The sequence below is a fragment of the Pseudomonas sp. Ag1 genome (assembly GCF_000278565.1).
Taxonomy (GTDB): Bacteria; Pseudomonadota; Gammaproteobacteria; order Pseudomonadales; family Pseudomonadaceae; genus Aquipseudomonas.
The window spans coordinates 12210-36806 of the sequence record NZ_AKVH01000064.1; the positions used below are offsets into that span (position 1 = coordinate 12210).

22 protein-coding genes and 1 riboswitch are annotated in these 24597 nt (G+C 63.3%); of the genes, 12 read left to right on the forward strand and 10 right to left on the reverse strand.

Annotated elements, in window-relative coordinates:
- The first annotated feature begins 114 nt into the window (after window positions 1–114).
- The 6 genes from A462_RS28685 to mntP all read left to right on the forward strand — a co-directional run bounded on the left by A462_RS28685 (window position 115) and on the right by mntP (window position 6471).
- On the forward strand, window positions 115–1665 hold the full coding sequence (locus A462_RS28685; protein ID WP_008431417.1) for an ABC transporter substrate-binding protein: 1551 nt from the start codon (window positions 115–117) through the stop codon (window positions 1663–1665).
- A gap of 167 nt (window positions 1666–1832) precedes the next feature.
- Window positions 1833–2849, forward strand: a complete 1017-nt coding sequence (locus A462_RS28680) for an ABC transporter permease (protein WP_008431420.1) — start codon at window positions 1833–1835, stop codon at window positions 2847–2849.
- Window positions 2850–2868: 19 nt separating this feature from the next.
- On the forward strand, window positions 2869–3750 hold the full coding sequence (gene ddpC, locus A462_RS28675; RefSeq protein WP_032868129.1) for a D,D-dipeptide ABC transporter permease: 882 nt from the start codon (window positions 2869–2871) through the stop codon (window positions 3748–3750).
- On the forward strand, window positions 3747–4742 hold the full coding sequence (locus A462_RS28670) for an ABC transporter ATP-binding protein (RefSeq protein ID WP_032898749.1): 996 nt from the start codon (window positions 3747–3749) through the stop codon (window positions 4740–4742). The genes ddpC and A462_RS28670 overlap by 4 nt, the downstream gene beginning before the upstream one ends.
- Window positions 4739–5689 carry an oligopeptide/dipeptide ABC transporter ATP-binding protein gene (locus A462_RS28665; protein WP_003220120.1) on the forward strand — a complete coding sequence of 317 codons (951 nt, stop codon included), beginning with the start codon at window positions 4739–4741 and terminating at the stop codon, window positions 5687–5689. Before A462_RS28670 ends, A462_RS28665 begins: the two co-directional genes overlap by 4 nt.
- A 40-nt stretch (window positions 5690–5729) precedes the next feature.
- Window positions 5730–5897, forward strand: a riboswitch (yybP-ykoY riboswitch).
- A gap of 10 nt (window positions 5898–5907) precedes the next feature.
- Window positions 5908–6471, forward strand: a complete 564-nt coding sequence (gene mntP / locus A462_RS28660) for a manganese efflux pump MntP (protein ID WP_003220119.1) — start codon at window positions 5908–5910, stop codon at window positions 6469–6471.
- Window positions 6472–6630: 159 nt separating this feature from the next.
- Here the strand turns inward: mntP and A462_RS28655 are convergent, their stop codons facing one another.
- Window positions 6631–7698, reverse strand: coding sequence for an NAD(P)-dependent alcohol dehydrogenase (locus A462_RS28655; protein WP_003220118.1), 1068 nt, complete (start codon window positions 7696–7698; stop codon window positions 6631–6633).
- A gap of 142 nt (window positions 7699–7840) precedes the next feature.
- Between A462_RS28655 and A462_RS28650 the strand changes: the two genes are divergently transcribed.
- Window positions 7841–8659, forward strand: a complete 819-nt coding sequence (locus A462_RS28650) for an alpha/beta fold hydrolase (protein ID WP_003220116.1) — start codon at window positions 7841–7843, stop codon at window positions 8657–8659.
- Between the two features lie 69 nt (window positions 8660–8728).
- Here A462_RS28650 and A462_RS28645 read toward each other — a convergent pair whose 3' ends face one another.
- Window positions 8729–9604: a LysR family transcriptional regulator gene (locus A462_RS28645; protein ID WP_008431428.1), complete on the reverse strand. Its 876-nt coding sequence runs from the start codon at window positions 9602–9604 to the stop codon at window positions 8729–8731.
- 176 nt (window positions 9605–9780) lie between these two features.
- Between A462_RS28645 and A462_RS28640 the strand changes: the two genes are divergently transcribed.
- Together A462_RS28640 and A462_RS28635 are read left to right on the forward strand one after the other, a co-directional pair.
- Window positions 9781–10779, forward strand: coding sequence for an NAD(P)H-quinone oxidoreductase (locus tag A462_RS28640; RefSeq protein WP_008431429.1), 999 nt, complete (start codon window positions 9781–9783; stop codon window positions 10777–10779).
- 64 nt (window positions 10780–10843) lie between these two features.
- Window positions 10844–11449, forward strand: a complete 606-nt coding sequence (locus A462_RS28635) for a glutathione S-transferase (RefSeq protein ID WP_008431431.1) — start codon at window positions 10844–10846, stop codon at window positions 11447–11449.
- A gap of 7 nt (window positions 11450–11456) precedes the next feature.
- On the opposite strand, the gene A462_RS28630 is transcribed toward A462_RS28635, so the two are convergent.
- Window positions 11457–12581: an alkene reductase gene (locus tag A462_RS28630; RefSeq protein WP_008431434.1), complete on the reverse strand. Its 1125-nt coding sequence runs from the start codon at window positions 12579–12581 to the stop codon at window positions 11457–11459.
- A 98-nt stretch (window positions 12582–12679) separates the two neighbouring features.
- Window positions 12680–13357, reverse strand: a complete 678-nt coding sequence (locus A462_RS28625) for a type 1 glutamine amidotransferase domain-containing protein (RefSeq protein ID WP_008431436.1) — start codon at window positions 13355–13357, stop codon at window positions 12680–12682.
- A 167-nt stretch (window positions 13358–13524) separates the two neighbouring features.
- On the opposite strand from A462_RS28625, the gene A462_RS28620 reads away from it, so the two are divergent.
- On the forward strand, window positions 13525–14481 hold the full coding sequence (locus A462_RS28620) for a GlxA family transcriptional regulator (RefSeq protein WP_008431438.1): 957 nt from the start codon (window positions 13525–13527) through the stop codon (window positions 14479–14481).
- A gap of 4 nt (window positions 14482–14485) precedes the next feature.
- Here A462_RS28620 and A462_RS28615 read toward each other — a convergent pair whose 3' ends face one another.
- Window positions 14486–14992, reverse strand: a complete 507-nt coding sequence (locus A462_RS28615) for a GNAT family N-acetyltransferase (protein WP_032898758.1) — start codon at window positions 14990–14992, stop codon at window positions 14486–14488.
- Between the two features lie 189 nt (window positions 14993–15181).
- On the opposite strand from A462_RS28615, the gene A462_RS28610 reads away from it, so the two are divergent.
- Entirely contained in the window at window positions 15182–16054 is an 873-nt protein-coding gene (locus A462_RS28610; protein ID WP_003220102.1) for an undecaprenyl-diphosphate phosphatase, read from the forward strand.
- Here the strand turns inward: A462_RS28610 and A462_RS28605 are convergent.
- Complete coding sequence (locus A462_RS28605; protein ID WP_008431441.1) at window positions 16051–17007, reverse strand: Dyp-type peroxidase; 957 nt, start codon at window positions 17005–17007, stop codon at window positions 16051–16053. The genes A462_RS28610 and A462_RS28605 overlap by 4 nt on opposite strands.
- 329 nt (window positions 17008–17336) lie before the next feature.
- Here A462_RS28605 and A462_RS28600 point away from each other — a divergent pair, with 329 nt between their 5' ends.
- A complete protein-coding gene (locus A462_RS28600) occupies window positions 17337–19076 on the forward strand; it encodes a dipeptidase (protein WP_008431443.1) in 1740 nt (579 codons plus the stop codon).
- A gap of 34 nt (window positions 19077–19110) precedes the next feature.
- On the opposite strand, the gene A462_RS28595 is transcribed toward A462_RS28600, so the two are convergent.
- From A462_RS28595 to A462_RS28580, 4 genes are all read right to left on the reverse strand, one after another.
- Complete coding sequence (locus tag A462_RS28595; protein WP_008431445.1) at window positions 19111–20850, reverse strand: ABC transporter ATP-binding protein; 1740 nt, start codon at window positions 20848–20850, stop codon at window positions 19111–19113.
- Window positions 20844–22637, reverse strand: coding sequence for an ABC transporter ATP-binding protein (locus A462_RS28590; RefSeq protein WP_008431448.1), 1794 nt, complete (start codon window positions 22635–22637; stop codon window positions 20844–20846). The genes A462_RS28595 and A462_RS28590 overlap by 7 nt, the downstream gene beginning before the upstream one ends.
- Window positions 22638–22728: 91 nt before the next feature.
- A complete protein-coding gene (locus A462_RS28585) occupies window positions 22729–23688 on the reverse strand; it encodes a FecR domain-containing protein (protein WP_008431449.1) in 960 nt (319 codons plus the stop codon).
- Between the two features lie 8 nt (window positions 23689–23696).
- Complete coding sequence (locus A462_RS28580) at window positions 23697–24206, reverse strand: sigma-70 family RNA polymerase sigma factor (protein ID WP_008431452.1); 510 nt, start codon at window positions 24204–24206, stop codon at window positions 23697–23699.
- Between the last annotated feature and the right edge of the window lie 391 nt (window positions 24207–24597).

A 24597-nucleotide genomic window follows, 5' to 3' on the forward strand; every position in this document is an offset into this window, starting at 1 on the left:
AAGGACCGTACCATCACAATAATGAGCAGCACCCTTTAGCTCCAACTGCCCGGTTATAGATTTCATAAAAATAAACCAACCCGCTTTTTCCTCTAAATAATCAAGGAAACCGGCATGACCCCAAGCAACCGCAAGACCCTCGCACTCTCCCTGCTGTGCGCCGCCCTGAGCCTGGGCGCGTGGCAATCGGCAAGTGCCGCGGCGCCCAAAGACACCCTGATGATCGGCAAGGCCGCCGACCCGCAAACCCTCGACCCGGCCGTGACCATCGACAACAACGATTGGGCGGTGACGTACCCGGCGTACCAGAAGCTGGTGGCCTACAAAGTCGAAAACGGCAAGGGCAGCACCGAGGTCAAGGGCGACCTGGCCGACAGCTGGACCACCTCGGCCGACGGTCTGGTGTGGGACTTCAAACTCAAGCCCGGCAACAAGTTCGATGACGGCGCCGAGGTCGACGCCAATGCGGTGAAGTTCTCCTTCGACCGCGTGATGCAGCTCAAGCAAGGCCCGTCGGGTGCGTTCCCGGATGACATGAAAGTCACCGTGGTCGACCCGCTCACCGTGCGCTTCACCCTGGCCAAGCCCTACGCGCCCTTCCTCTACACCCTAGCCCACAACGGCGCCGGCATCATCAACCCGGACGTGGTGAAACAGGGCGACGTCAACGCCTACCTCTCCACCCACACCGCCGGCTCCGGCGCCTTTCGCCTGAGCAACTGGCAGAAAGGCCAGAGCCTGACCCTGGAACCCAACACCTACTACGCCGGCACCAAGCCCGCGCTGAACAAGGTGGTGATCAAGATCATCAGCGAAGCCTCGGTACGCCGCCTGCAACTGGAACGCGGCGACCTGGACATCGCCGAAGACATGCCCCAGGACCAGCTCACCAACCTGGCCAAAAAGAAAGACGTGGTGATCAAGGAGTTCCCGTCGCTGCGGGTGACCTACCTGTACCTGAACAACCAGAAAGCCCCGCTGAACAACCAGAATGCGCGCCAGGCAATCGTTGATGCGGTGGACTACAAAGGCATTGTCGACGGCATCCTCAAGGGCCAGGCCAAGTTGATGAACGGGCCGATTCCTGCCGGCATGTGGGCCAATGACCCGAGCCTGCCCTTGATGAAACAGGACCTGGACAGCGCGGGCGCGAACCTGAAGAAACTCCCGGAAAAAATCACCAACCTGAATTACATGTACTCCGACAAGGACCCGGACTGGGAATCCATCGGCCTGACCCTGCAAGCCAGCCTGGCGCCGCTGGGGATCAACCTGAAGATGGAAAAACTGGCCAACGCCACCATGCGCGAGCGCCTGGGCAAGGGTGATTTCGACGTGTCCATCGGCTCGTGGGCACCGGACTTCTCCGACCCCTACATGTACATGAACTTCTGGTTCGACTCCTCCCTGCAAGGCCTGCCGGGCAATCGTTCGTTCTACAGCAACCCGGTGGTGGACAAGCTGATTCGCGATGCGGCGGCCAACAACGACACGGCCAAGCGCACCGAGCTGTATCAGGAAGCCCAGAAGATCGTGCTCAAGGACAGCGTATACGCCTACCTCTATCAGAAGAACTACACCCTGCCGATGCGTGATTCGGTGAAGGGTTATGTGTTCCATCCGATGCTGGAGCAGGTGTTCAACGTGGCTGAGATCAGTAAGTAACACGCGATCAAATGTGGGAGCGGGCTTGCTCGCGAAAGCGGTGTATCAGTTACCCGATGTATGACTGACCCACCGTATTCGCGAGCAAGCCCGCTCCCACACTGGACCTGCTGTGTTTTCCAGGCTGTATTCCTGATCCAAATGTCTCGCGTTACCGAGGAGCCCTCATGGCCTTCCTGAATATGTTGCGCAAACGCCTGTTCGGCCTGATCCTGGTCGTCGTCGGCGTTTCGCTGATTACCTTCTGCATCTCCCACCTGATCCCGGGTGACCCGGCGCGCCTGATTGCCGGCGACCGGGCCAGCGACGCCATTGTCGAGAACATCCGCCATCAACTGGGCCTCGACCTGCCGCTGTACCAGCAATACGGCCGCTACATGAGCGACCTGCTGCACGGCGACCTCGGCACCTCGATCCGCACCAGCCGCCCGGTGCTGGAAGACCTGAAAGCGTTCTTCCCCGCGACCCTCGAACTGGCGGTCGCCGCCCTGCTGCTCTCGGTACTGGTGGGCGTACCGCTGGGGGTGCTGTCAGCGGTGTATCACAACCGCGCCATCGACCAGATCGCCCGAACGCTGGCGGTTACCGGCATTTCCACGCCGGCCTTCTGGCTCGGCCTGGGCCTGATCGTGTTGTTCTACGGCCAGCTCGGCTGGCTGCCCGGCAGCGGGCGGCTGGATGAAGGCCTCGAACCACCGCGCACCATCACCGGGTTCTACCTCATCGACTCGCTGCTGGCCGGCGATATCCCACTGTTCCTGAATGCCCTGGAACACCTGATCCTGCCCGCCGTCACCCTGGGTTTCGTCAACCTCGGCGTGGTCGCCCGGCAGATCCGTTCGGCGATGCTCGACCAGTTGGGCGAGGACTACATCCGTACCGCCCGCGCCTACGGCCTGTCGCGCTGGGCGGTGATCCTGCGCCACGCCTTGCCCAACGCGCTGATCCCGTCGATCACCGTGCTCGGCCTGACCCTCGGCGACCTGCTGTACGGCGCGGTGCTGACCGAAACCGTGTTCGCCTGGCCGGGCATGGGTGCCTATGTGGTGAAGTCGATCCAGTCCCTGGATTTCCCGGCGGTGATGGGCTTCGCGATCCTGGTGTCGTTTATTTATGTACTGCTGAACATGCTGATCGACCTGCTCTACCGGGTGGTCGACCCGCGCATCGGCGAGGTGAATTGAGATGACCGCTCCCCTGACCATGCCCGTACCGGTGCCCCTGGAACAGCGCCCCACCTGGCGTGCGCGAATGGAGTACCTGGGCTATCAAATACGCCGCAGCCCGCTGACCATCGCCGGCCTGACCATCACCTTGATCGTGCTGATCTGCATGGCCTTCGCCCCCTGGTTGGCGAGCCATGACCCCAATGCCCTGAACCTGGCGCAACGCCTGGCCGAGCCCTCCGCCGAACATTGGTTCGGCACCGATGAAGTCGGCCGCGACCTGTTCAGCCGGGTGCTGTACGGCAGCCGCCAGTCGGTGGGCGTGGGGCTGTTCGTGGCGTTTTCGTCCTGCCTGGTGGGCGGGCTGCTGGGCTGCCTGTCGGGGATTATCGGCGGGCGTTTCGACAGCCTGATCATGCGCCTGATGGACATCATGCTGTCGGTGCCGTCCCTGGTGCTGATCATGGCCCTGGCCGCCGCACTGGGCCCGAGCCTGTTCAACGCGATGCTGGCGATCACCGTGGTGCGCATCCCGTTCTACGTGCGCCTGGCCCGGGGCCAGGCCCTGAGCATTCGGCAGATGGGCTACGTCAAGGCATCCCAGACCTTCGGCGCCGGGCGCTGGCACATCGTGTCGTGGCACGTAGGCCGCAATGCGATGCCGCCGTTGCTGGTGCAACTGAGCCTGGACATCGGCAGCGCGATCCTGATGGCCTCGGCCCTGGGTTTCATCGGCCTGGGTGCACAGCAGCCCACCGCCGAATGGGGCGCGATGGTTGCCACCGGGCGCAATTTCATTCTCGACAACTGGTGGTACTCGACCTTTCCGGGGCTGGCGATCCTGGTCACCGCGACCGGCTTCAACCTGCTGGGTGACGGTGTTCGTGACCTGCTCGACCCACGGCAACAGGGGAAATGACCATGTCCAGTCCGGCAGTGCTTGCCATCGACAACCTGAGCCTGGAATTCCCGGCTTACCGCAACAACGTCCAGGCACTCAACGGCGTGTCGTTGCACGTCAACCCCGGCGAAGTCGTCGGCGTAGTGGGTGAATCCGGCTCCGGCAAATCCGTGACCGCGATGCTCAGCCTGCGCCTGCTGCCGGAACGCAGTTACCGGATCACCGCCGGCAGCTTGCAGATGCTCGGCCGCGACATGCTCGGTGCCAGCGAGAAGGAGCTGCTGCAGATCCGCGGGCGTGACGCGGCGATGATCTTCCAGGAGCCGATGACCGCGCTGAACCCGACCCGGCGCATTGGCCGGCAGATGCTCGATGTGATCATCCACCACCAGCGCCTGAGCAAGGCCGCCGCCCGTGCCAAGGCCATCGCCCTGCTGCGGGACATGCACATCGCCGACCCCGAGCAAGTGCTCGACAGCTACCCCTTCGAACTCTCCGGCGGCATGCGCCAGCGGGTGATGATCGCCCTGGCATTTTCCTGCGACCCTCAGTTGCTGATCGCCGACGAGCCCACCACTGCCCTCGACGTCACCGTGCAACGCCAGGTGCTGTTGCTGCTGCGGGAAAAAGCCCGGGAACGCGGCACCGCGATCCTGCTGATCACCCACGACATGGCTGTGGTCTCGCAGTTCTGCGACCGGGTGTATGTGATGTACACCGGCGCCGTGGTGGAAGAAGGCCCCACCGCCCAGGTGATGAGCGACCCGCGCCATCCCTACACCCAAGGGTTACTCAGCGGCTTGCCGGAACAGGTGAAACCCGGCGACGACCTGCTGACCATCCCCGGCCAAGTGCCCAACCTTGCCGCCCTGCCCTCAGGCTGCACCTTTCGCGAACGCTGCCCCCAGGCCATGAGCCAATGCATCGAGCGCCCGCGCCTGGACCTGATCAACCCTGCCGGCACCCGCAAAAGTGCGTGCTGGCTGACTGCCGGGGAGTCGGTGCAATGACCGTGTCTCAAGATTCACTGCTGGCTTTGCGGGATGTACGGGTCAAGTTCCCGGTAAAAACCGACTGGCTGGGCCGCCCGCGCGGTTATGCCCACGCCCTCAACGGCATCGACTTGCAGGTTCGCCGTGGGGAAACCCTGGGGATTGTCGGCGAGTCCGGCTGCGGTAAAAGCACCCTCGCCCAATTGCTGATGGGCCTGGTCAAGCCCAGTGACGGTGAAGTGGACTGGGTCTACGAAAGTGCCCGGGAACGCCACCGGCATGTGCAGATCGTATTCCAGGACCCGCAATCGTCCCTCGACCCGCGCCTGCCCATCTGGAAAATCATCACCGAGCCGCTGTTCGCCCTAGGCGACACGCCCAAGAGTGAAATGCGCACCATCGCCGCCAAGGTCGCCGCGCAGGTAGGCATTCGTGCCGAATACCTGGACCGTTACCCGCACCAGTTTTCCGGTGGCCAGCGCCAACGGATCGCCATCGCCCGCGCGCTGGCGTCCAACCCGAGCATCCTGGTGCTGGACGAGCCGACCTCGGCCCTGGATATCTCGGTGCAGGCGCAAATCCTCAACCTGCTGGCCGAGCTGCAACGGCGGCTGGGGCTGACCTACATCCTGATCTCCCACAACGTTTCGGTGGTGCGGCACATGGCCGACCGAGTGGCGGTGATGTACCTGGGGCAGATCGTGGAACTGGGGTGTGCCGAGCAAGTGCTGGAGCAGCCGAAGCATCCGTATACCCAGCTGTTGCTGGAAGCGGTGCCCAAGCTGGGGGTGGCGCTGGACGATGCGTATGTCAGTGCACCGACAGAGCTGCCGGGGAACCGGGTGTTGCCGGGTGGGTGTTTCTTTCTCGACCGCTGCCCGAGGCGTACACAAGGCTGTGAGCGGCCGCAGCGGTTGACGGGTGGGATGAGTCAGCAGGTGCGCTGTCACCTGGAGCATCCGTGAGGCGTCCTTAACAAAATTTTCATGATTGCGCGGCTATGATCCGCCACCTCGTTGGGGAGTAGCCTGCTTCGGATTCTCGAAGCGTTCGTATCAACATTCTCGGCAACATGCCGTGGTGCGAACACCATTTTGGTTGGTGAGACCAGCGACACATCCATGCCTGAAGTCGGGCGTGTGGTTGTGTCGTTGACTCATACAGCCCGACTGGAAGCCTTACCGTGAACCCCATTTCCCTGATTCTTCTCGCCCTTGCCATGTCCACGGACGCCTTTGCGGCGGCCATTGGCAAAGGTTCCAGCCTGCACAAACCACGCCTGACCGAAGCCCTGCGGGCCGGGCTGATCTTTGGTGTGATTGAAGCGATCACGCCGATCATCGGCTGGGCTATCGGCCAGGCTGCCACTCGCTGGGTGGAGCAGTGGGACCACTGGATCGCCTTTACCCTGCTGGTAGCCCTGGGCCTGCACATGATCTACAACGGCTTGAAGGCCGATGATCCAGAGGAAGAGAAACCGAGCCAGCACTCGTTCATGATTCTTGCCGTGACCGCGTTTGCCACCAGCATTGATGCCCTGGCGGTGGGCGTAGGCCTGGCGTTTGTCGACGTGAATATCCTGGTGGCCGCTGCGGCGATCGGCTTGGCGACGATGACCATGGTAACCATCGGCATGATGCTTGGCCGGGTGTTGGGGACTGTGGTCGGCAAGCGCGCCGAGATGGTTGGCGGCGTGGTGTTGATGCTGGTGGGTGCGACGATTTTGTATGAGCACCTGTCGGCCTAGAAACCGGCGAAGATCAAAATGTGGGAGCGGGCTTGGGTGGGAGCGGGCTTGCTCGCGAAAGCGGTGGTTCAGCCAGCCTATTGAGCGACTGACACACCGCCTTCGCGAGCAAGCCCGCTCCCACACCAGCCCGCTCCTACAGGGATCGGCGGCGATCAATCAGGCCGCGTGTTTTTCTTTCTTCAGGCTCTCGATGTCGATCACGAACCGATACTTCACATCCCCCTTGAGCATGCGCTCGTAGGCGTCATTGATGCCCTGGATGTCGATCATCTCGATGTCCGAGACAATCCCGTGCCTGGCGCAGAAATCCAGCATGTCCTGGGTTTCCTGGATGCCACCGATCAACGACCCGGCCAGGCTGCGACGCTTGAAGATCAGGTTGAACACGGTCGGTGACGGGTGCGGGCTATCCGGGGCGCCCACCAGGGTCATGGTGCCGTCGCGCTTGAGCAGGTTGAGGAAGGCGTCGAGATTGTGGGACGCGGCCACGGTGTTGAGGATGAAGTCCAGGGAGTTGGCAACCTTGGCCATTTCGTCCGCGTTCTTCGACACCACCACTTCATCGGCCCCCAGTCGCAGGCCGTCTTCGCGCTTGTTCGGCGAGGTGGTGAACAGCACCACGTAGGCGCCCATGGCATGAGCGATTTTCACCGCCATATGGCCCAGGCCACCGAGGCCGACAACGCCGACGCGCTTGCCCGGCCCGACGTTCCAGTGGTGCAGCGGTGAGTAGGTGGTGATGCCTGCACACAGCAGCGGCGCGACCGCCGCCAGGTTGCTCTCGTCGTGGGAGATGCGCAGGACGAACTTCTCCTTGACCACGATATTGTCCGAGTAGCCGCCGAAGGTGTTTTCGCCGCCAAAAGCCGGGCCGTTGTAGGTGCCGGTGAAGCCGTTTTCGCAATACTGCTCCTCGCCCTCGGCGCAGGATTCGCAGTGCTGGCAGCTGTCGACCATGCAGCCGACACCGGCCAAATCGCCCACCTTGAACTTGCTGACATTGGCGCCCACGGCGGTCACTCGGCCAACGATTTCATGGCCCGGTACCGACGGGTACAGGGTGTTTTTCCATTCGTTGCGTACGGTGTGCAGGTCCGAGTGGCAGACGCCGCAATAGAGGATGTCGATCTGCACATCATCGGCCCCGGGGGCGCGACGTTCGAACGTGAAGGGTTTGAGGGAATCCTTGGAGTCACGAGCGGCGTAGCTGTAAGTCTTGGCCATTTCGTTCACCTGTTTGTTCAGACGGTAGAAAGCAGTTGACCAGCATAGACGCTGAACCGTTCAACCGAGCACAGGCATACAAGTCCCTCGTCAGATTCTGCGCCTATAGTATTGGCTGCCCTCTCACCCAAGGAGTTTTGCCATGAGCACCCTACGCACACAAGACGGTACCGAGCTCTACTACAAGGACTGGGGCACCGGCAAACCGGTGCTGTTCAGCCACGGCTGGCCGCTGGATGCCGATATGTGGGAATACCAGATGGAGTACCTGAGCAGCCGCGGCTACCGCACCATCGCGTTCGACCGCCGTGGTTTTGGCCGCTCGGACCAGCCCTGGACCGGTAACGACTACGACACCTTTGCCGACGATATCGCCCAGTTGATCAACCATCTGGATCTGCAGGACGTGACCCTGGTGGGCTTCTCCATGGGCGGCGGCGATGTCAGCCGCTATATCGCCCGCCATGGCAGCGCGCGCGTGGCCGGGCTGGTGTTGCTGGGGGCGGTGACGCCGCTGTTCGGGCAAAAGCCGGATTACCCGCAAGGTGTCGAGATGGCAGCGTTTGACGGGTTCAAGGCCGCGTTGCTGAAGGATCGCGCGCAGTTCCTGGCAGACTTCAATACGCCGTTCTATGGCATCAACAAGGGCCAACAGGTCTCCAGCGGTGTGTTGACTCAAACACTGAACATCGCCCTGCTCGCCTCGCTCAAGGCGACGGTGGATTGCGTCACCGCGTTCTCGGAAACCGATTTCCGCCCGGACATGGCCAGGATCGACGTGCCAACCCTGGTTATCCACGGTGATGGCGACCAGATCGTGCCGTTCGAAACTACCGGCAAGGTCGCCGCGCAGATGATCAAAGGCGCGCAGTTGAAGGTGTACAAGGATGCCCCCCATGGTTTTGCGGTGACCCACCAGCAAGCCTTGAACGAAGATCTGCTGGCCTTCCTGCAACGCTGAGCCGATTGCGTTCTCCTGCGACGGCTTATTTCTGGCCGGGCTGACACCCGGCCTTTTCAGGCAGTCGTACTATTCCCCGGTGCCGGCAAACCCCGCGACGATCTCGTCGATCACCACCCGCACCCGGGCGGTGTGCCGCAGGTCGGCATGGGTCACCAGCCACACATCGTAGGGCAACGGCCGCGTACGGTCCGGCCACAGCCGCACCAGGCCGTCGCGTTCGCCGGAAACTATCGGAACCTCACCGATACCGATCCCTGCAGCGATGGAGCGGCGAACCAACAGGCTTGAACTCAAGGCCGCAACAATACGCCCGCGTCCCAGCGGCTCGCTGACCAGGGTCAGGTCCTTCTGGCTTTGCAGGTGCGGCTGGTACACCACCAGGTCGTGTCCTTCGAACAGGCTGCCCGGTTCGGGTGCGCCGTGCCGATCGATATACGCCTGCGAGGCAAACAGCCCCACCGGCCAGCGGGCGATGCGCCGGGCGATCAGGTCGGGGTTGTCCGGGCGGGTATTGCGCACCGCGATATCGGCTTCGCGTTTGGCCAGGTTAAGCAACTGGGTCGAAGCGTCCATCTGCACGCGCACGTCAGGGTGCGCATCGTGCAGCCGGGCAATGGCCGGGATCAGGAAGTCGATGGCCAGGGAATCGGTGGTGGTCACCCGTACGGTGCCGGTCAGGCGGTCGTCCAGGCCCAGGACCTGACGCTCCAGGTCAAGGGCCGAGCGCTCCATGTTCTCCACCGATTGCAACGCGGCCTCACCCACGGCGGTCAGCGCATAGCCCTCGGAGGTGCGCAGGAACAACGTTGCGTTCAAGGACTTTTCCAGGGCATTGACCCGTCGCCCCACGGTGGCCTGATCCACCCCCAGCACCCGCGCGGCTCCGCGTAATGTGGACTCGCGGCACACCGCGAGGAACACCCGCGCATCGTCCCAATTCATGGCTTTCCCCTTCGATGCATTTTTGCATCATCGTGACGTGTAATCGCAGCATTATTGCATCACTCATCACAGCTATGCTGGGCACCAGAGAAAATACCCAGGATCGCCAGCAGGCTGAACCGCTCGGTGACGGGCGCGGTCCCAACCCATACGTTCATTGCTACAGGTGCGCTCAAATGAATCTGCCCCACGAAATGACCCTGATCGAAATCACCAGCCCCGGCGGCCCCGAAGTCCTGCAACCACGCCAGGAGCCGGTACCTGTCGCCGGCCCCGGCGAAGTGCTGATCCGCGTGCACGCCGCCGGCGTCAATCGCCCGGACGCCCTGCAACGCGCCGGCACGTATCCGATGAAACCCGGCATGAGCCCGATTCCCGGGCTGGAAGTGGCCGGTGTGGTGGTCGCGCTGGGCGAAGGCGTCAGCGAGTACGCGCTGGGCGACAAGGTGTGCGCCCTGACCAATGGCGGCGGTTATGCGCAGTACTGCGCAGTGCCCGCCAGCCAGACCTTGCCGCTTCCCGATGGCCTGGACTGGATTCAGGCGGCAGCGATCCCGGAAACCTTCTTCACCGTATGGGCCAACCTGTTCGGCATCGGCGGTGCGCATAAAGGCCAGCGCGTGTTGATCCATGGCGGCACCAGCGGCATCGGCACCACCGCGCTGATGCTCTGCCGCGAGTTCGGTATCGAAGCGTTCGCCACCGCCGGCAGCGTGGAAAAATGCGCCGCCATCCGCGAGCTGGGAGCCGAGCCGATCAACTACCGGGAACAGAATTTCGCCGAGGTCATCGCTGACAAGACCGCGGGCAAGGGTGTCAATGTGGTGCTCGACATCATGGGTGGCTCCTACCTGAACGACAACATCAGCGCCCTGGCCATGGAAGGTCGCCTGGTGATGCTGGGCTTCCTCGGCGGCGCACGCGCCAACGACATCGACCTGCTGGCGATCCTCGGCAAACGCGCGATCGTTACCGGCTCGTTGTTGCGCTCACGCACCCGGGAAGAAAAAGCCGCGATTGCCGCACAACTGCGCGAACACGTGTGGCCGGTGCTGTCGGCCGGGCGTTGCCTGCCGATGATCGATGAAGTGTATGCCTATACCGACGCCGCGAAGGCCCATGCGCGCATGGAAGGTGGCGACCATATCGGCAAGATTGTGTTGCGGGTGGATTGATAAACATGCGGAAAAACGGTTTATAACGTCATCAGAACAAAACACTGCGGTTAATGGAGGCTTCATGAAACTGGTCGGCATGCTGGACTCGCCCTACGTGCGCCGCGTGGCCATTTCCCTGGAACTGTACGGCGTCGCGTTCGAACACCAGGCATTGTCGGTGTTCAGCACCTTCGATGAGTTTTCCGGGATCAACCCGGTAGTCAAGGCACCGACGCTGGTGCTCGACGACGGCACGGTGCTGATGGATTCCGGCTTGATCCTCGAGTACCTGGAAGCCCTGGCGCCGGCCGGCAGCCGATTGCTGCCCCCGTCAGCCCCAGCGCTTGCCAGGGATCTGCAAGTGATCGGCCTGGCGCTGGCAGCGTGCGAAAAGACCGTGCAGATCGTCTACGAACATCACCTGCGGCCCGCCGAAAAACTGCATCAGCCGTGGATCGACCGCGTGACCGGACAACTGCTGGCGGCCTATGCGTTATTGGAGGCGCGGGTGGCCGAGCGCGACAGCGACTTGCCGCTGACCCAGGCGAGCCTGACGGTGGCGGTCGCCTGGTCCTTCACCCAGCTGAAGATAGCCGACGTCGTGAAGGCCGATGCGTTTCCCCACTTGCAACGCCACGCGGCCCTCGCCGAGCAGCACCCGGCATTCGGCAAATACCCGATCGAGTAGCCCGTGCCTACCCGGCATACACCGGGTAATCGGTGAAGCCCACCTCGGTGCCGCCATACAGGCCGTCCGCGTTCAACGGGTTCAGCGGCCAACCGTTGAGCAGGCGTTGGGGCAAGTCGGGATTGGCAATGTACGGCCGGCCAAACGCGATCAGGTCTGCCAGCCCCGCCTCTACCAGCCGCACGCCGCGCTCTGCGGTGTAGCGGCCGGCGTAGATGATCCGACCGCTGAAGGTGTCACGCACCGCCTGGCGGAACGACTCGGGCAACTCGGGGGCGTTGTCCCAGTCGGCCTCGGCAATCGACACGTAGGCGATGCCGGCCGCCTCAAGCACCTTGATCGCCTCGATGTAGGTGTGATGCGGGTCTTCCTCGACGAGGCCGATGTAGACCCGGTCCTGGTCAGTGCCGCTGAACAACGGCGCAAAGCGCACACCCAGGCGCTGCGGGCCGACTACTTCGGCCACCGCCTCGACGATTTCCCGCAGGAACCGCAGGCGATTGTGCAGTGAGCCACCGTATTCATCGTCGCGCTGGTTGGAATGCGCCGAGATGAACTGGTTGACCAGGTAGCCGTTGGCCGAATGAATTTCCACGCCATCGAAGCCTGCGGCCAATGCATTTTTTGCAGCCTGGGCGTAAAGCCCCACCAACTCCTTGACCTCGGCGGTAGCCAGGGCGCGCGGCTCGGGTGGCTGCACCAACTTACCGGTGCCGGGCCCGGTTGCAACGAATGCCTTGGCTTGCTGCGGCTGGATCGCCGACGGCGCAACGGGTGCTGCGCCGTCGGGCTGCAGTTCGTGATGGGACACGCGACCCACATGCCAAAGCTGGGCGAAGATCACGCCGCCTTCGGCATGCACGGCATCGGTCACGGTAAGCCAGCCGTCAATCTGCTCCGGTGTGTAGATGCCCGGGGTCCAGGCATAGCCCTGGCCGCGAGGCTCGATCTGCGTGCCCTCGCTGACCATGAAGCCGGCGGTGGCGCGCTGGCGGTAATAAAGCGCCATCAAGTCCGTGGCGATATCACCGGGCTGGGCACTTCGCTGGCGGGTAAGCGGCGGCAGGACGATGCGGTTTTTCAGGGTGTGGTGCCCCAGTGTGATCGGGGTACCTAAAGCGCTGTTGCTCATGGGGGACAGTTCCGGATTCAAATTTCAGACAAGCAGAAGCTGCCGGCTCCCGGTCAGGGGAGCCGCCAACAACGTACTTTTTTGGGGGATTTGGCGGGTTACGCGGTCAGCTTCAACAGCGCTTTGGCAACGTCACTGGAACTGGCAGGATTCTGCCCGGTGACCAGCAGGCCATCTTCAATCACAAAGGATTGCCAATCGGCACCCTTCTCATACGTGCCGCCCAGCGCCTTGAAATCATCCTCGATCAGGAAAGGCACCACGTCGGTCAGGCCAACCGCCGCTTCTTCGGAGTTGGAGAAGCCGGTGACGCGTCGGCCCTTGACCAGCGGCTCGCCGTTGACCGCCTTGACGTGACGCAAGGCGCCCGGGGCGTGGCACACAAAGCCAATCGGCTTGCCCGCACGCTCGAAGGCTTCGATCAGGGCGATGGAGGTTTTCGACTCTGCCAGGTCCCACAGCGGGCCGTGGCCGCCTGGGTAGAACACGGTGTCGAAGTCGCCGGCGTTGACCGACTCCAGCTTCACGGTGGTGGCCAGGGCCTGTTGCGCCGCCGGGTCGCTGGCGAAGCGGCGGGTCTGGTCGGTTTGCGAATCCGGCAGGTCGCTGACCGGGTCCAGGGGCGGCTGCCCACCGGCCGGCGAAGCCAGGGTCACGTCGGCCCCGGCGTCCTTGAACGCGTAGTAGGGAGCAGCAAATTCTTCGAGCCAGAACCCGGTCTTGCGGCCGGTGTTGCCAAGCTGGTCGTGAGAAGTCAAAACCATCAATACTTTCATGTGCCAGTGCCTCGGGGTGATGTGGGTTGGAATGGAATCAAGCTTAGGAGCCGGGCCAAAACCGCACAATGTCATGTCCGCAAGGATTCCGGACATTGCGCCAAGGCGGTTGCCGTTTCCCTGGCACACGCCGACAATCACCGCTCCGCGCCCCCTGGAGAGATGAGATGCACAGCATTGCGCTGATGGTGTACCCGAACTTTCAATCCTTGAGCCTCAGCCTGGGCTCGGTGTTCGAGTGCGCGAATCTGCTGCGTGGCGAGCAGGCGTATGAATTTCACCTGGTGTCGGAAAGTGGCGGCCCGATCATGACGTCCCAGGGCTTCTCGGTGAACAGTACGCCGATCCGGCCCGAGGGCTATGACACATTGATCGTCAGCGGTTACCTGGAGTTCCAACTGCCTGACGCCAGCCTGCCGAGGCTGGTCCAGGCGGCGTCCAAACAGTCGCGACGGATTGCTTCGTTGTGCATGGGCATCTTCGTGCTGGCCGAGGCGGGATTGCTCGAAGGCAAGCGCGCCACCACCCACTGGCTGCACGCACCGGCCTTTGCCAAGCGCTACCCGCAGATTCGCCTGGAGGAAGACAAGCTGTTCGTGGTCGACGGCCAGATCTGGACCGGTGCCGGCATGAGCGCCGGGGTGGACCTGGCGCTGGCGATGGTGGAGAACGACCTGGGCAGCGACCTCGCCCGCCGCATCGCGCGCAAGCTGGTGATTGCCCAGCGCCGTGGCAGCGAACAGTCGCAGCTATCGGCGTTGCTGGAACTCGACCCCAAGTCCGACCGTGTGCAGTTGGCCCTGGCCTACGCCCGGGAGAACCTGACCCACGACCTTTCGGTCGAGGCCCTGGCGGCCGTGGCGCGGCTCAGCCCACGCCAGTTCAGCCGGGTGTTTCGCGAGGAGACCGGGCAAACCCCGGCCAAGGCCATCGAATCCCTGCGGGTGGAAGCCGCCCGGGCAATGATGGAAACCAGTCGGCATCCGGTGGAAGTGGTCGCCCGCGAGACCGGGTTCGGTGATCGCGAGCGCATGCGCCAGGCGTTCCTGCGGGCGTTCGGCCAGCCGCCACAGGCGATGCAGGCGGCATTGTTCAGTGCAGGGGCTGGCGCAGCGTTTAACTGATGCCTCAGTGCAACGCTGCGCGCGTCACCAGGAAGCTCAGCAGGTTTGGCTCATCGTCCAGCTCGATGGCCTGCACCGGACGCGGCAGGTTATCCAACACCGTGCGCCAGAACGCCTGGCTCACTTCATCCTGATCATAGAAACGCACCAGCCAGTTCGCCTCGCCGCTGCTCAACACCTGAGTGGCGATGGCGCGGCCAATGCCCTTGCGGCGGTAGCGTTTGAGGATGAACAGGTCCGCCAGTTCCAGCGCATCGATCCCCGGCAACTCGCTGCCTTCGATCAGCAGGAAGCCGGCGATGAAGCCGTCGACCAGCAGCAGGTTGGCACTCCACTGCGGGTCTTCCCAGTAGCGGGCCAGGTGCTCCTCATGGATGTAGAAGCGACCGTCCACCTCGACATCTTCCTGTTCCCAGTCCGAGGACTCGTAGGCGTAGAACTGGTAAAGGTTGGCGATCAACGTGGCGTGTTCCGGGCCGGTCTCGATCAGTTCGACGGTGGTATCGGGGATTGCAGGCATGGGCATCTCGGCAAAAAAACAGGCCGCCATTGTCAACAAAGCCACCTGCAATGCCAATACACCGGCCAAGCTTTCTGATTGCTGAACCGATCGCGCTTTTCTCGTGTCAACGACAAAATCGTTACAAAGTTAGACTAAACTCCGCGTCACTTCCCTCCCCTTGCTTTCAGGATAAGTACTTTGACAAACGTCTGCACCAGCGGCCTCGATGTCGGCTTTGCGTCCCTGGATTACCTGCAAATAGGCATCCTGGGCATCATTCAGGGCATCACCGAATTGTTGCCCGTGTCTTCCACCGCCCACATGCGCATCGTGCCCGCCCTGCTCGGCTGGCCGGATCCCGGCTCGGCGTTTTCCGCAGCCATGCAGTTGGCCGCACTGGCAGCAGTGGTCAGTTACTTCTGGAAGGATGTACGCCAGGTCACGGTCGGCAGCATCACTGCGGTGCGCCAGGGTGACTACAACAACCAGTGGTTCAAGCTGGCGGTGGCCATTGTGCTGGCGACGATTCCGATCGGGATCGCCGGGATAGCCTTGTCGTCGACCCTCAACTCCTGCAACTCGCCGCTGCGCGGGCTGATGGTGATCGGGATTTCCTGCCTGGTGATGGCGGTGCTGCTGGCGGCGGCTGAACTCAGCGCGAGGCATAAGCGCACGGTGGGCGAAATGCGCCTGCGGGATGCGCTGATTGTCGGCATTGCGCAGATCGGCGCGCTGATTCCAGGGGTTTCCCGCTCGGGTTCGACCCTGACCGCCGCACTGTTCCTCAACTTCAAGCGTGAAGAAGCGGCGCGGTTTTCGTTCCTGCTGGGCTTGCCGGCGATCGCCCTCGCGGGGCTGAAAGAGCTGTGGGTATTGTTCCACGCCGACCTGCCCGCCCACGCCTGGCCGCACCTGATCTTCGGGCTGGTGGTCGCCAGTGTGTCGGCGTTCTTCGCGATCTGGGGCCTGATGAAGTTCCTGGAGCGATTCTCCACCTGGCCTTTCGTGATCTACCGCGCGGTGCTGGGGGTGTTCCTGATTGTGGCGGTGAGCACCGGGTTGTTGGCCTAAGGCGCGCGGTCGGCCAGTTCTTCGAGCAAATCCGCAGACGGTATGAAGAACAGGCCGCCGGTGACCGCCGTGCTGAAGTCCAGCAGGCGGTCATAGTTGCCGACCGGTCGGCCGACAAACATGTTCTCCAGCATCAACTCCAAAGGCTCTGGCGAGCGCGCGTAGCCGATAAAGTACGTCCCGAATTCCCCCGCGCCCGGCCGGCCAAAGGGCATGTTGTCCCGCAGGATCTTCACTTCCTCGCCGTCCTTGGTGATGGTGGTCAATGCACTGTGGGAATTGCTCGGCTTGGTCGCATCGTCGAGCTCGATGTCCGACAGCTTGGTGCGCCCGATCACCCGCTCCTGCGCCTCCACCGACAATTCATTCCAGGCCTGCATGTTGTGCAGGTACTTCTGCACCATTACATAGCTGCCGCCGCTGAAGTCCGGGTCCTCATCACCGACAATGGTGAAGCCCACCGCCTTGCGCCCGACCGGGTTCTCGGTGCCGTCGACAAAACCGATGATGCTGCGCATGTCGAAATAGCGGAAACCCTGGACCTCGTCCACCACCGTCACCGCATCCCCCAGCGCCGCCATCAACTGGGTGGCCAATTCGAAACACAGGTCCATCTGCTCGGCACGAATGTGCAGCAGGATATCCCCCGGCGTGGCCGGCGCCAGGCGCCCGGCCACGCCCACTTCCTTGAACGGGTGCAACGCTGCTGGCCGCGGCCCCCCGAACAGCGCGTCCCACGCCTTGGAGCCAAACCCTGCGACACACGTCAGGTTGCCGGCTGGCACCCGTTTGCCGACCGAGCGCACCAGGCCGGCGATATCGGCGCACCAGCTGCGCACCGCCTCAGCCGAGTCACTGCCAGGCGCCAGGGTCGCGACCATGAAAATGGCGCTGCTGGTGATCGGGCTGCAGACGGATTGGGGTTCAAGGTTTTGATCGGATGGCGATGTCATTGAGAGGTCCACGGGTGGCGGTCGAGATTCAACGAGCGCAGATTAGCAGACCACCTAACCCTGTGGGAGCTGTCGAGCTTTAGCGAGGCTGCGAAGGCGGCAGCAGTGTCAACATTGATGCTGCCTGACCCACCGCTATCGCAGCCTCGCTAAAGCTCGACAGCTCCCACACTGGATTTTCGTTTATGCGCCACTTGTACATTTCCTCCGGACAAATCCCACAACGGGGGCTCCCCTCTTGCGCCCTCCCGATGGTAGTGTGTGAAATTGTTTCTGACCTTTCGATCAGACATTTCTCACTCACTCCCTGCAAAGGAATGCCCCCAGCAATGGATTTTTCCCTCAAGCAACTGGCCGTAGCCACCCTGATGGCCGCCAGCCTTTCGGTGTTCACCACCCAAGCTCAAGCCAACCTCACCCCACAACAGAACGCCGTCATCCTGAAGACCTTCAGCGATGCCTCGGTCAAGGATTTCCGGCAGTTCCTCGCCAGCCTGGCCAAGAATGACGTGGCCAAGAGCGACAACCTCGGCCCGGCCATCAGTGCCTTTCTCGACAACAAGGACCTGAGCGCCGACCAGCAGAATGAAATCCATCGCCTGCTGGGCCTGTATGCGCGGGTGAAGTACGGTGCGGCCGCCACTGAAACCCTGCGTGAGCTGGTGGAGATCCCGACCTTCCAGGTCGCCGGCGTGGCCCAGCACGACAACCCCGAGTTCATCAAGATCGCCGCCAAGATCAAGAGCCTGGCCGAGTCGTTCAACCTGAACTTCCGCAACATCGACAACCGCGTCTACGAGATTTCCCTGGAAGGCAGCGGCGATGAAGTGGTCGGCATCCACGCTCACGCGGACGTGGTACCGGTAACCCCGGAAAACTGGGTGCTCAAGGACGGCACCAAGCTCGACCCATTCAAGGTCACGCTGCTCGGCGACCGGATGTATGGTCGCGGCACCGAGGATGACAAGAACGGCATCGTGGTGGCGATGTACGCGATGAAGGTGATCAAGGAAGAGAAGCTGCCGCTGGCGCGCAATTTCAAGCTGCTGGTGGACACCACCGAGGAAACCTCCGGCGACGCGATCCCGTACTACTTCGAGCACAACCCAACGCCCAACTACAACCTGGCGCTGGACGGCGGCTACCCGGTGGTGATCGCCGAGAAAGGCTACGGCACGGTTATGGCCAAGTTCCCCAAGCGCAAGGCTGAAGGCAAAGGCGCAGAAATCATCTCGATGACCGGTGGCAAGGCCACCAACCAGATTCCGTCGGCGTCGGTGGTGACATTGCTCAGCGACAAGCCTGCCGAACTGGCCGCCAGCCTGCAAAAGGCCGGCAGCGAGTACGCCAAGCGCAATGGCGGCGACTTTGAAGTGGCGGCCAAGGTCGTCGGCAAGGACGTTCAGTTGACCGTCACTGGCGTGTCCGCCCACTCCTCCGAACCGGAATCCGGGGTGAACCCGGTAGCCAGGGTCCTCGACTTCCTCAACAGCCTCGACGGCAAGGTCGCGCTCAAGCACAACCAGTTCACCGACGCCGCGCACTACGCCGCCAACAACTGGGGCCTGGATTACCTGGGCGCCAAGCTGGGCGTGGGCTTCTCCGATGCGTTCATGGGCCCGCTGACCACCTCGCTGACCTATGTGGGCGAAGATGACACTACCTTCAAGCTGGCGGTCAACCTGCGGGTGCCAAAGGGCAAGTCACCGGAAGCGCTCAAGGCCGAAATCGCCGACAAGCTCAGCGCCTGGACCAAGAAAAACCACGTGGCTGTGACCTTCGATTACTCGATCGCCGAGCCGATGTACCGCAACCCTGAGGGCGAGTGGGTCAAGGCGCTGTTGGCGGTGGCCAGCGAGAACCTGGGCATGGAGCACAAGTACGGCACGTCTGCCGGCGCTACCTCGGTGCATGAGCTGCCCAACGGCGTGCAATTCGGCCTGGCACGGCCGGAGGTCAAGTACACCGGCCATACCGACAACGAGTTCAAGACCGTCGACCAGTTCCTGCTGGACCTGCAGATCGTCACCGAAATGATGGGCCGCATCGGGCAACTGCCGAAGCTCTGACCTGCCCTTCGGACCCGCCGTCCTGGCGGGTCCACTAAGCGATACGCCAGCCTTTCGACGCCCGCCGCTGCGCGAGGAACCGGGCATAGCGCCCTTGCCTTGCGGTCAATTGCTCAGGCGTGCCCTGCTCCACGATCCGGCCTTCATCGAGCACCACGATCTGGTCGGCCATCACCACCGTCGACAACTGATGCGCGATCACGATCAGCGTGCATGTGCCGCGCAAGCGTGCCAGGGTTTCGGCGATGACCGCCTGGTTCTCGGCGTCCAGTGCTGCCGTGGCTTCGTCCACCAGCAGGATCGGCGCGCCCTTGATCAACGCACGGGCGATCGCGACACGCTGACGCTCGCCACCGGACAGGCGTGCCCCGCCCTCACCCACCGTGGTCGACAGGCCCATCGGCAGGCGCTCGATAATCTCTTGCACGCCAGCCTGCCGCGCGGCCTCCAGTACTTGTGCGTCGCTGGCGTCGGGTTTGCCGAGGCGAATGTTGTCGGCGACGCTGCCCTGGAACAGGTACGTGTCCTGGAAGATCTGGCTGATCTGCGCGTTGAGCTGCTCATTGGACATCTGTCGCACATCCACGCCTGCGATGCACACCTGGCCCTGGCTGACTTCGAAAAACCGTGCGACCAACCGCAACAGCGTGGTCTTGCCCGAACCGGAAGCCCCGACCAGCGCGGTCATGCTGCCGGGCTCAATACGCAGGTTCACCCCGCGCAGCACGTCCCGCGAACCGGCCGCGTGGCGAAAGCTCACATCGAACAGCTCCACCGAGGCATCCCGTGGAGATTGCGGCGCGCTCGGCGCCTTCAGGGGCGACGCGGCCAATATCTCGCGCACCGCCTCAAGCTGCACCCCGGCGCCGCGCAACGTTTCGCCATAGCCGGCCACCTCCAGCAACGGGTCGATGAAGCGGCTGACCAGCAACAGCGACACCATCACCGCAATCACCGAGCCCACGTGCAAGGCATTTCCCAGGTAAGCGTCAAGCCAGAGCGCGGCGGCGATCAACAAGGCCGCGAACACCACCTGCACCAGCCACATGTTCAGCAGAATCGAGGTGGCGGACAGCAGGATCAGGCGCGCCCCGGTCACGTGCTGCTGCTCGATCGCCCGTTGCAGGAACACCGAGCTGCCGCCGCCACTGAAGGCACGCAACACCGACTGCGACTGGGCGAACTCCAGCATGCGCTGGCTGGTGTCGGCCGAGCTGCGCTGGAACGCCCGGTCGGCGCGCCGCCCAAGGCGGGCGCTGAGCCAGAACGCGCCGCCGAGAATCGGCAACGCCAGCAAGGCGATCAGGCCCATTTTCCAGTGCAGCACAAACAACGCCAGTACCAGCACCAATGGCGTCACCACGCCGCTGAGCACCGGAGTAAATACATGGGCCGGCAGCTGAGCCACGGCCATCATGCCCTGGGTCACCACCTGGTTGAGCCGCGCCGTGTTATCAGGCGTGAACCAGCCGACAGGCAGTTCGGCCACATGGTCGCCGATGCGCTGGCGCCCGCCTTGCAGCACCGCCACACCGACCGCGACGCCAGCCTTTTCAACCTCGCGTCGCGTGGCCCAACACGTCGCCACCGCCGCCAGGAACACCACCAGCCACAACGCCGCTTCTGCCAGATCACCGTTGAGCATGTCGGTGAGTACCGGCACCAGGGCGGCGAGGGTCAGCCCGCACAGCGCACCGTAGAACATCACTTTCCCGACATAGCGACGGAAGACCGGCCCGTCATCGCCCAACAGTTCGATAAAGGTTTTCAGCATGTCGGCAGCGCCTGTTCGCGGGTCTGTTTGTAACCGCCCGACGCCCACAGGCGCGCATAACGGCCCTCTTGCGCGATCAGTCGAGGATGGGTGCCCTGTTCAACAATACGGCCATTTTCCAGCACGATGATGTGGTCGGCGTGCATCACGGTATCGAGGCGATGGGCAATCACCAACAGCGTGCGCCCTTGGGCAAAGCGCGACAGCGCCTCCTGGATTGCCACCTCGTTTGCGGCATCGGCGGCGGCCGTGGGTTCATCCAGCACCAGCACCGGCGGCGCCAGCAATACTGCGCGGGCGATGCTGATACGCTGCTGCTCGCCACCGGACAACTGCGCGTCCTCGCCGATCACCGAGGCATAGCCCCGTGGCAAGCCGATGATGCACTCATGAATATTCGCGGCCCGTGCGGCCGCCTCGATTTCCTTGCGGCTGGCGCTGGGCCGGCCGAGGGCGATGTTTTCGGCAACGCTGGCGTGGACCAGGCGCACCTCTTGCAGCACAAAGCCGATCAGGTTGTAGAGCTGCGAGGTCTCGATCTGCCGCAGGTCGACGCCGCCCAGGGTGATACGCCCCTCGGTCGGGTCAAAAAACCGCAGCAGCAGGCGCGCCAGGGTCGACTTGCCCGAACCCGAGGCGCCGACGATGGCGGTTACGGTGCCAGGCTTGAGGGTGAAGCTGATGTTCGACAGTACCGGGTGCTGCGGGTCGTAGGCGTACCCGAGGTTTTCGACGCGTACTTCGGCGTCCTTGGGCAAGCGTTCGCACCCCGGCTCCACCTGCGCCAGCACCGGCGTCGCCAGCAGTGCCTGCACGCGCTGGGCCGCGCCGGTGGCGTTGTCCAGATCATGCACGATGTAACTCAGCAGCATCAGCGGCGCGCAAATGCCCGGTGCGACAATGGCGAACGGCAGCACCTCCACCGCGCTGATCCAGCCCAGGCTGACAAACACCAGGCCAAACGTCAGCACCATGGCGAGCACCGTCACCGGGGCGATCATCGCGTTGGCATTGGCCATCGTCCCCACCAGTGGACGGGTGAACTCAACGAAGGCTTCGCTGAAATCATCTACCGCCTCGCGGTAACTGGCGTGGGCCTTGCCGGTGGCACCGAAGGCCTTGACCACCGGAATGCCGTTGACGAACTCGACCACCGCGTTATTGACCCGGGTCATGCGCTCGACAAAGGACTGCATGTGACTGCCGCTGGCTTTCATCGCCCGGGTAAAAAACAGCAAAAACCCCGGAAACGGCAACAGCGAGACCAGCGCCATGCGCCAGTCCACCATGAACAGATAAGCCGCCGACAGCAGCACGGCCCCGGCACAACGGCCCACGGTGGTGTAGAAATGCGCAGTCAGGCTGTGCAGGGTGCCGATGTCATCCTGCATCGCCTGCTTGACCTCGCCCGACGCCCGCTCGGTGAACCAGCCCAGCGGCACCTGGCTCAGGCGCTGGGCGATGGCCAGGCGCAAGTGGCGAGTGATGTGGTTGTCGGCCAGGTGCGCGACCGTCTCCGCAACTGTCATCAACAGCAGGCCCGCGAACAGGCTCGCCAGGCTGAGGCTGATGGTCAACCAGACCTCGCCCGATGCCTGGGCCATCGACGGCGCGCCGAGGGCGACCCTGGCGATATGCACAATGCCCCCCAGCGGCACCAGCGTCAGCATACTGCCCACACCGGCCAGCAGTGCCGCAGCGATCAGTCGCCCGCGCACCGGCCGCAACATTTGCGAGACCGCGCCGCGCCCACTGGGTTTGGCCGCAGCCACATCCTTGTTACTCATGAAGTCTCCCTGACTGAATGAGCCTTTGCTCGCCCTTACCTTATCTTCCGAACGAGCGGCCAAAACCCTCAATCGAAACCTCAAGGAATTTTCAGGCAGGGGCGCGGACCGTCACCCAATAGCGGGTGCGCCGCACCACCTGGATCGGCAACGCGGCGGCCAGGTTGTCCAGCGCCAGGTCGGTGTTGTCCAGGTGCAATACACCGCTGACCCGCAGCATCGCCACCTCAGGCGCACAGCGCAGTACACCGGGGCGGTAGCGTCCCAGCTCGGCGATCAGTTCGTCCAGCCGGGTACCATCGGCCACCAACAGGCCCTTGACCCAGGCGATGCTGCGGTCAGTCACTGCTGCGGTCGGCTGCACGGTGTCCCTGGAAACCGTGGCGCCTTGACCTGCCTCCACCCGCGCACCTGCGCCATGGTCGGGCTGCACCTGCACGGCGCCCTCAAGCACGGCCAACTGGCAGTTGCCGTCGTCGCATTGGCGCAGGCTGAAACGCGTGCCCAGGGCATGAAACACGCCCTGGCGACTCTGCACCCGAAACGGCCGGGGTGACGGCGCGGTCGTGATGAAGACCTCGCCGGCCCGCAGCAGCACCAGGCGCTGGTCCTCATCGAACTGCACGTCAATTGCTGAAGCCGGGCCCAATACCAGGCGGGTACCGTCGGGCAATACCACTTCGCGAACTTCGCCGGTGCGGGTGCTATGGCCGGCACTCGCCAGTTGCCAGGCGTCGGTGTGGCGCACGCCGTAGGTGAGGCCACCGGCTGCGACCAACAGGCCCAGCAGGAGCAGGGTGCTCCGGCGATCGGGGGAGTCGGGAGCGTCGGGTTCGGCCAGGCTGTGCCTGGCCACCGGCGCGGGGATGCTGTGGAGTTTTTGTTCGAAGCCCAGCAGGCGCGTCCAGGCCAGTTCGTGATGGGGGTGTTCGGCGCGCCAGTGCAGGCAGTTGGCGTGGTCTTCGGCGCTGGCGTCATCGGCCCACAGGCGGGCCATCCAGGCGGCGGCGCGCTCGATGATATCCGGGGAGATTGGCTGCTCGGTCGACATTGCGAGGGTCAACCGTACAGGGTCTGGTAGCAGGCCAGCAGGCCGGCGGCGATGTACTTTTCCACCGAGGAGACGGAGACCTGGAGCTCGGCGGCGATCTCGCGGTAGCTCAGGCCATCGAGCTTGCACAGCAACAGGGCCTGGCGCGCCTTGGGTGGCAGGCTGTGCAGGGCGGCGTCGATTTGGATCAGGGCCTCGATGGCCAGGGCGCGGGTTTCTTCATCGGGGGCGCAGGGTTCGGGCAACAGGGCCAGGGCTTGCAGGTAGGCGGATTCGATCTGGCGGCGGCGGTAGAGGTCGATGACCAGGCCGTTGGCGATCTGGGTCAGGTGCCGCCGGGATTCGGCGGTGGGCGGGAGTTGGCCCTTGCGCATGAGTTGCAGGTAGACGTCGTGGGCCAGGTCGGCGGCGTCGAATGCGTTGCCCAGCTTGCGGCGCAACAGGGTACGTAGCCAGGCGTTGTGGTCGACGTATAGATTTTCAACCTGGCGTTGAAAGGCGAACTGTCCGATGTTCACAAACCTCTCCTTTTACCCAATGGGCCCGGGGTGCTGGGGCGATTGGGCTGGTAATGATTTGCAAGACTATCGGCTCTGGGCTGCGGGTGCAATGCGGGGGGCTAGCGGGGGGGGATGGCGGGGTTATGGGTACATATCCGTTGCTGCGGTCACGGCTGCTATTGGTTCCGCTCTTACAGCGGCTCACTTTTGAAAAGCGCAAAAGTAAGCAAAACGCTCTTGCCCCACCACTCGGCACCTCGCCTAGGCTCGGTGTGCCCTCACTCCGGCTTTGGACCGTGGGCCGCCGTCATGGGCCATCCTTGGCCCAGGACGGCTAACCCGGCGTCCTGCCGGGTTACCCACGCTCCAAAGCCTGCGTTCGGCCAGCGTGGTTTAACGGGGCGCCCAA

Coding starts and splice junctions, on each gene's coding strand:
- A462_RS28685 (WP_008431417.1), top strand. CDS start 115: ATGACCCCAAGCAACCGCAAGACCCTCGCACTCTCCCTGCTGTGCGCC.
- A462_RS28680 (WP_008431420.1), top strand. CDS start 1,833: ATGGCCTTCCTGAATATGTTGCGCAAACGCCTGTTCGGCCTGATCCTG.
- ddpC (WP_032868129.1), top strand. CDS start 2,869: ATGCCCGTACCGGTGCCCCTGGAACAGCGCCCCACCTGGCGTGCGCGA.
- A462_RS28670 (WP_032898749.1), top strand. CDS start 3,747: ATGACCATGTCCAGTCCGGCAGTGCTTGCCATCGACAACCTGAGCCTG.
- A462_RS28665 (WP_003220120.1), top strand. CDS start 4,739: ATGACCGTGTCTCAAGATTCACTGCTGGCTTTGCGGGATGTACGGGTC.
- A462_RS28655 (WP_003220118.1), bottom strand. CDS start 7,698: ATGGCCAAGACTTACAGCTACGCCGCTCGTGACTCCAAGGATTCCCTC.
- A462_RS28650 (WP_003220116.1), top strand. CDS start 7,841: ATGAGCACCCTACGCACACAAGACGGTACCGAGCTCTACTACAAGGAC.
- A462_RS28645 (WP_008431428.1), bottom strand. CDS start 9,604: ATGAATTGGGACGATGCGCGGGTGTTCCTCGCGGTGTGCCGCGAGTCC.
- A462_RS28640 (WP_008431429.1), top strand. CDS start 9,781: ATGAATCTGCCCCACGAAATGACCCTGATCGAAATCACCAGCCCCGGC.
- A462_RS28635 (WP_008431431.1), top strand. CDS start 10,844: ATGAAACTGGTCGGCATGCTGGACTCGCCCTACGTGCGCCGCGTGGCC.
- A462_RS28630 (WP_008431434.1), bottom strand. CDS start 12,581: ATGAGCAACAGCGCTTTAGGTACCCCGATCACACTGGGGCACCACACC.
- A462_RS28625 (WP_008431436.1), bottom strand. CDS start 13,357: ATGAAAGTATTGATGGTTTTGACTTCTCACGACCAGCTTGGCAACACC.
- A462_RS28620 (WP_008431438.1), top strand. CDS start 13,525: ATGCACAGCATTGCGCTGATGGTGTACCCGAACTTTCAATCCTTGAGC.
- A462_RS28605 (WP_008431441.1), bottom strand. CDS start 17,007: ATGACATCGCCATCCGATCAAAACCTTGAACCCCAATCCGTCTGCAGC.
- A462_RS28600 (WP_008431443.1), top strand. CDS start 17,337: ATGGATTTTTCCCTCAAGCAACTGGCCGTAGCCACCCTGATGGCCGCC.
- A462_RS28595 (WP_008431445.1), bottom strand. CDS start 20,850: ATGCTGAAAACCTTTATCGAACTGTTGGGCGATGACGGGCCGGTCTTC.
- A462_RS28590 (WP_008431448.1), bottom strand. CDS start 22,637: ATGAGTAACAAGGATGTGGCTGCGGCCAAACCCAGTGGGCGCGGCGCG.
- A462_RS28585 (WP_008431449.1), bottom strand. CDS start 23,688: ATGTCGACCGAGCAGCCAATCTCCCCGGATATCATCGAGCGCGCCGCC.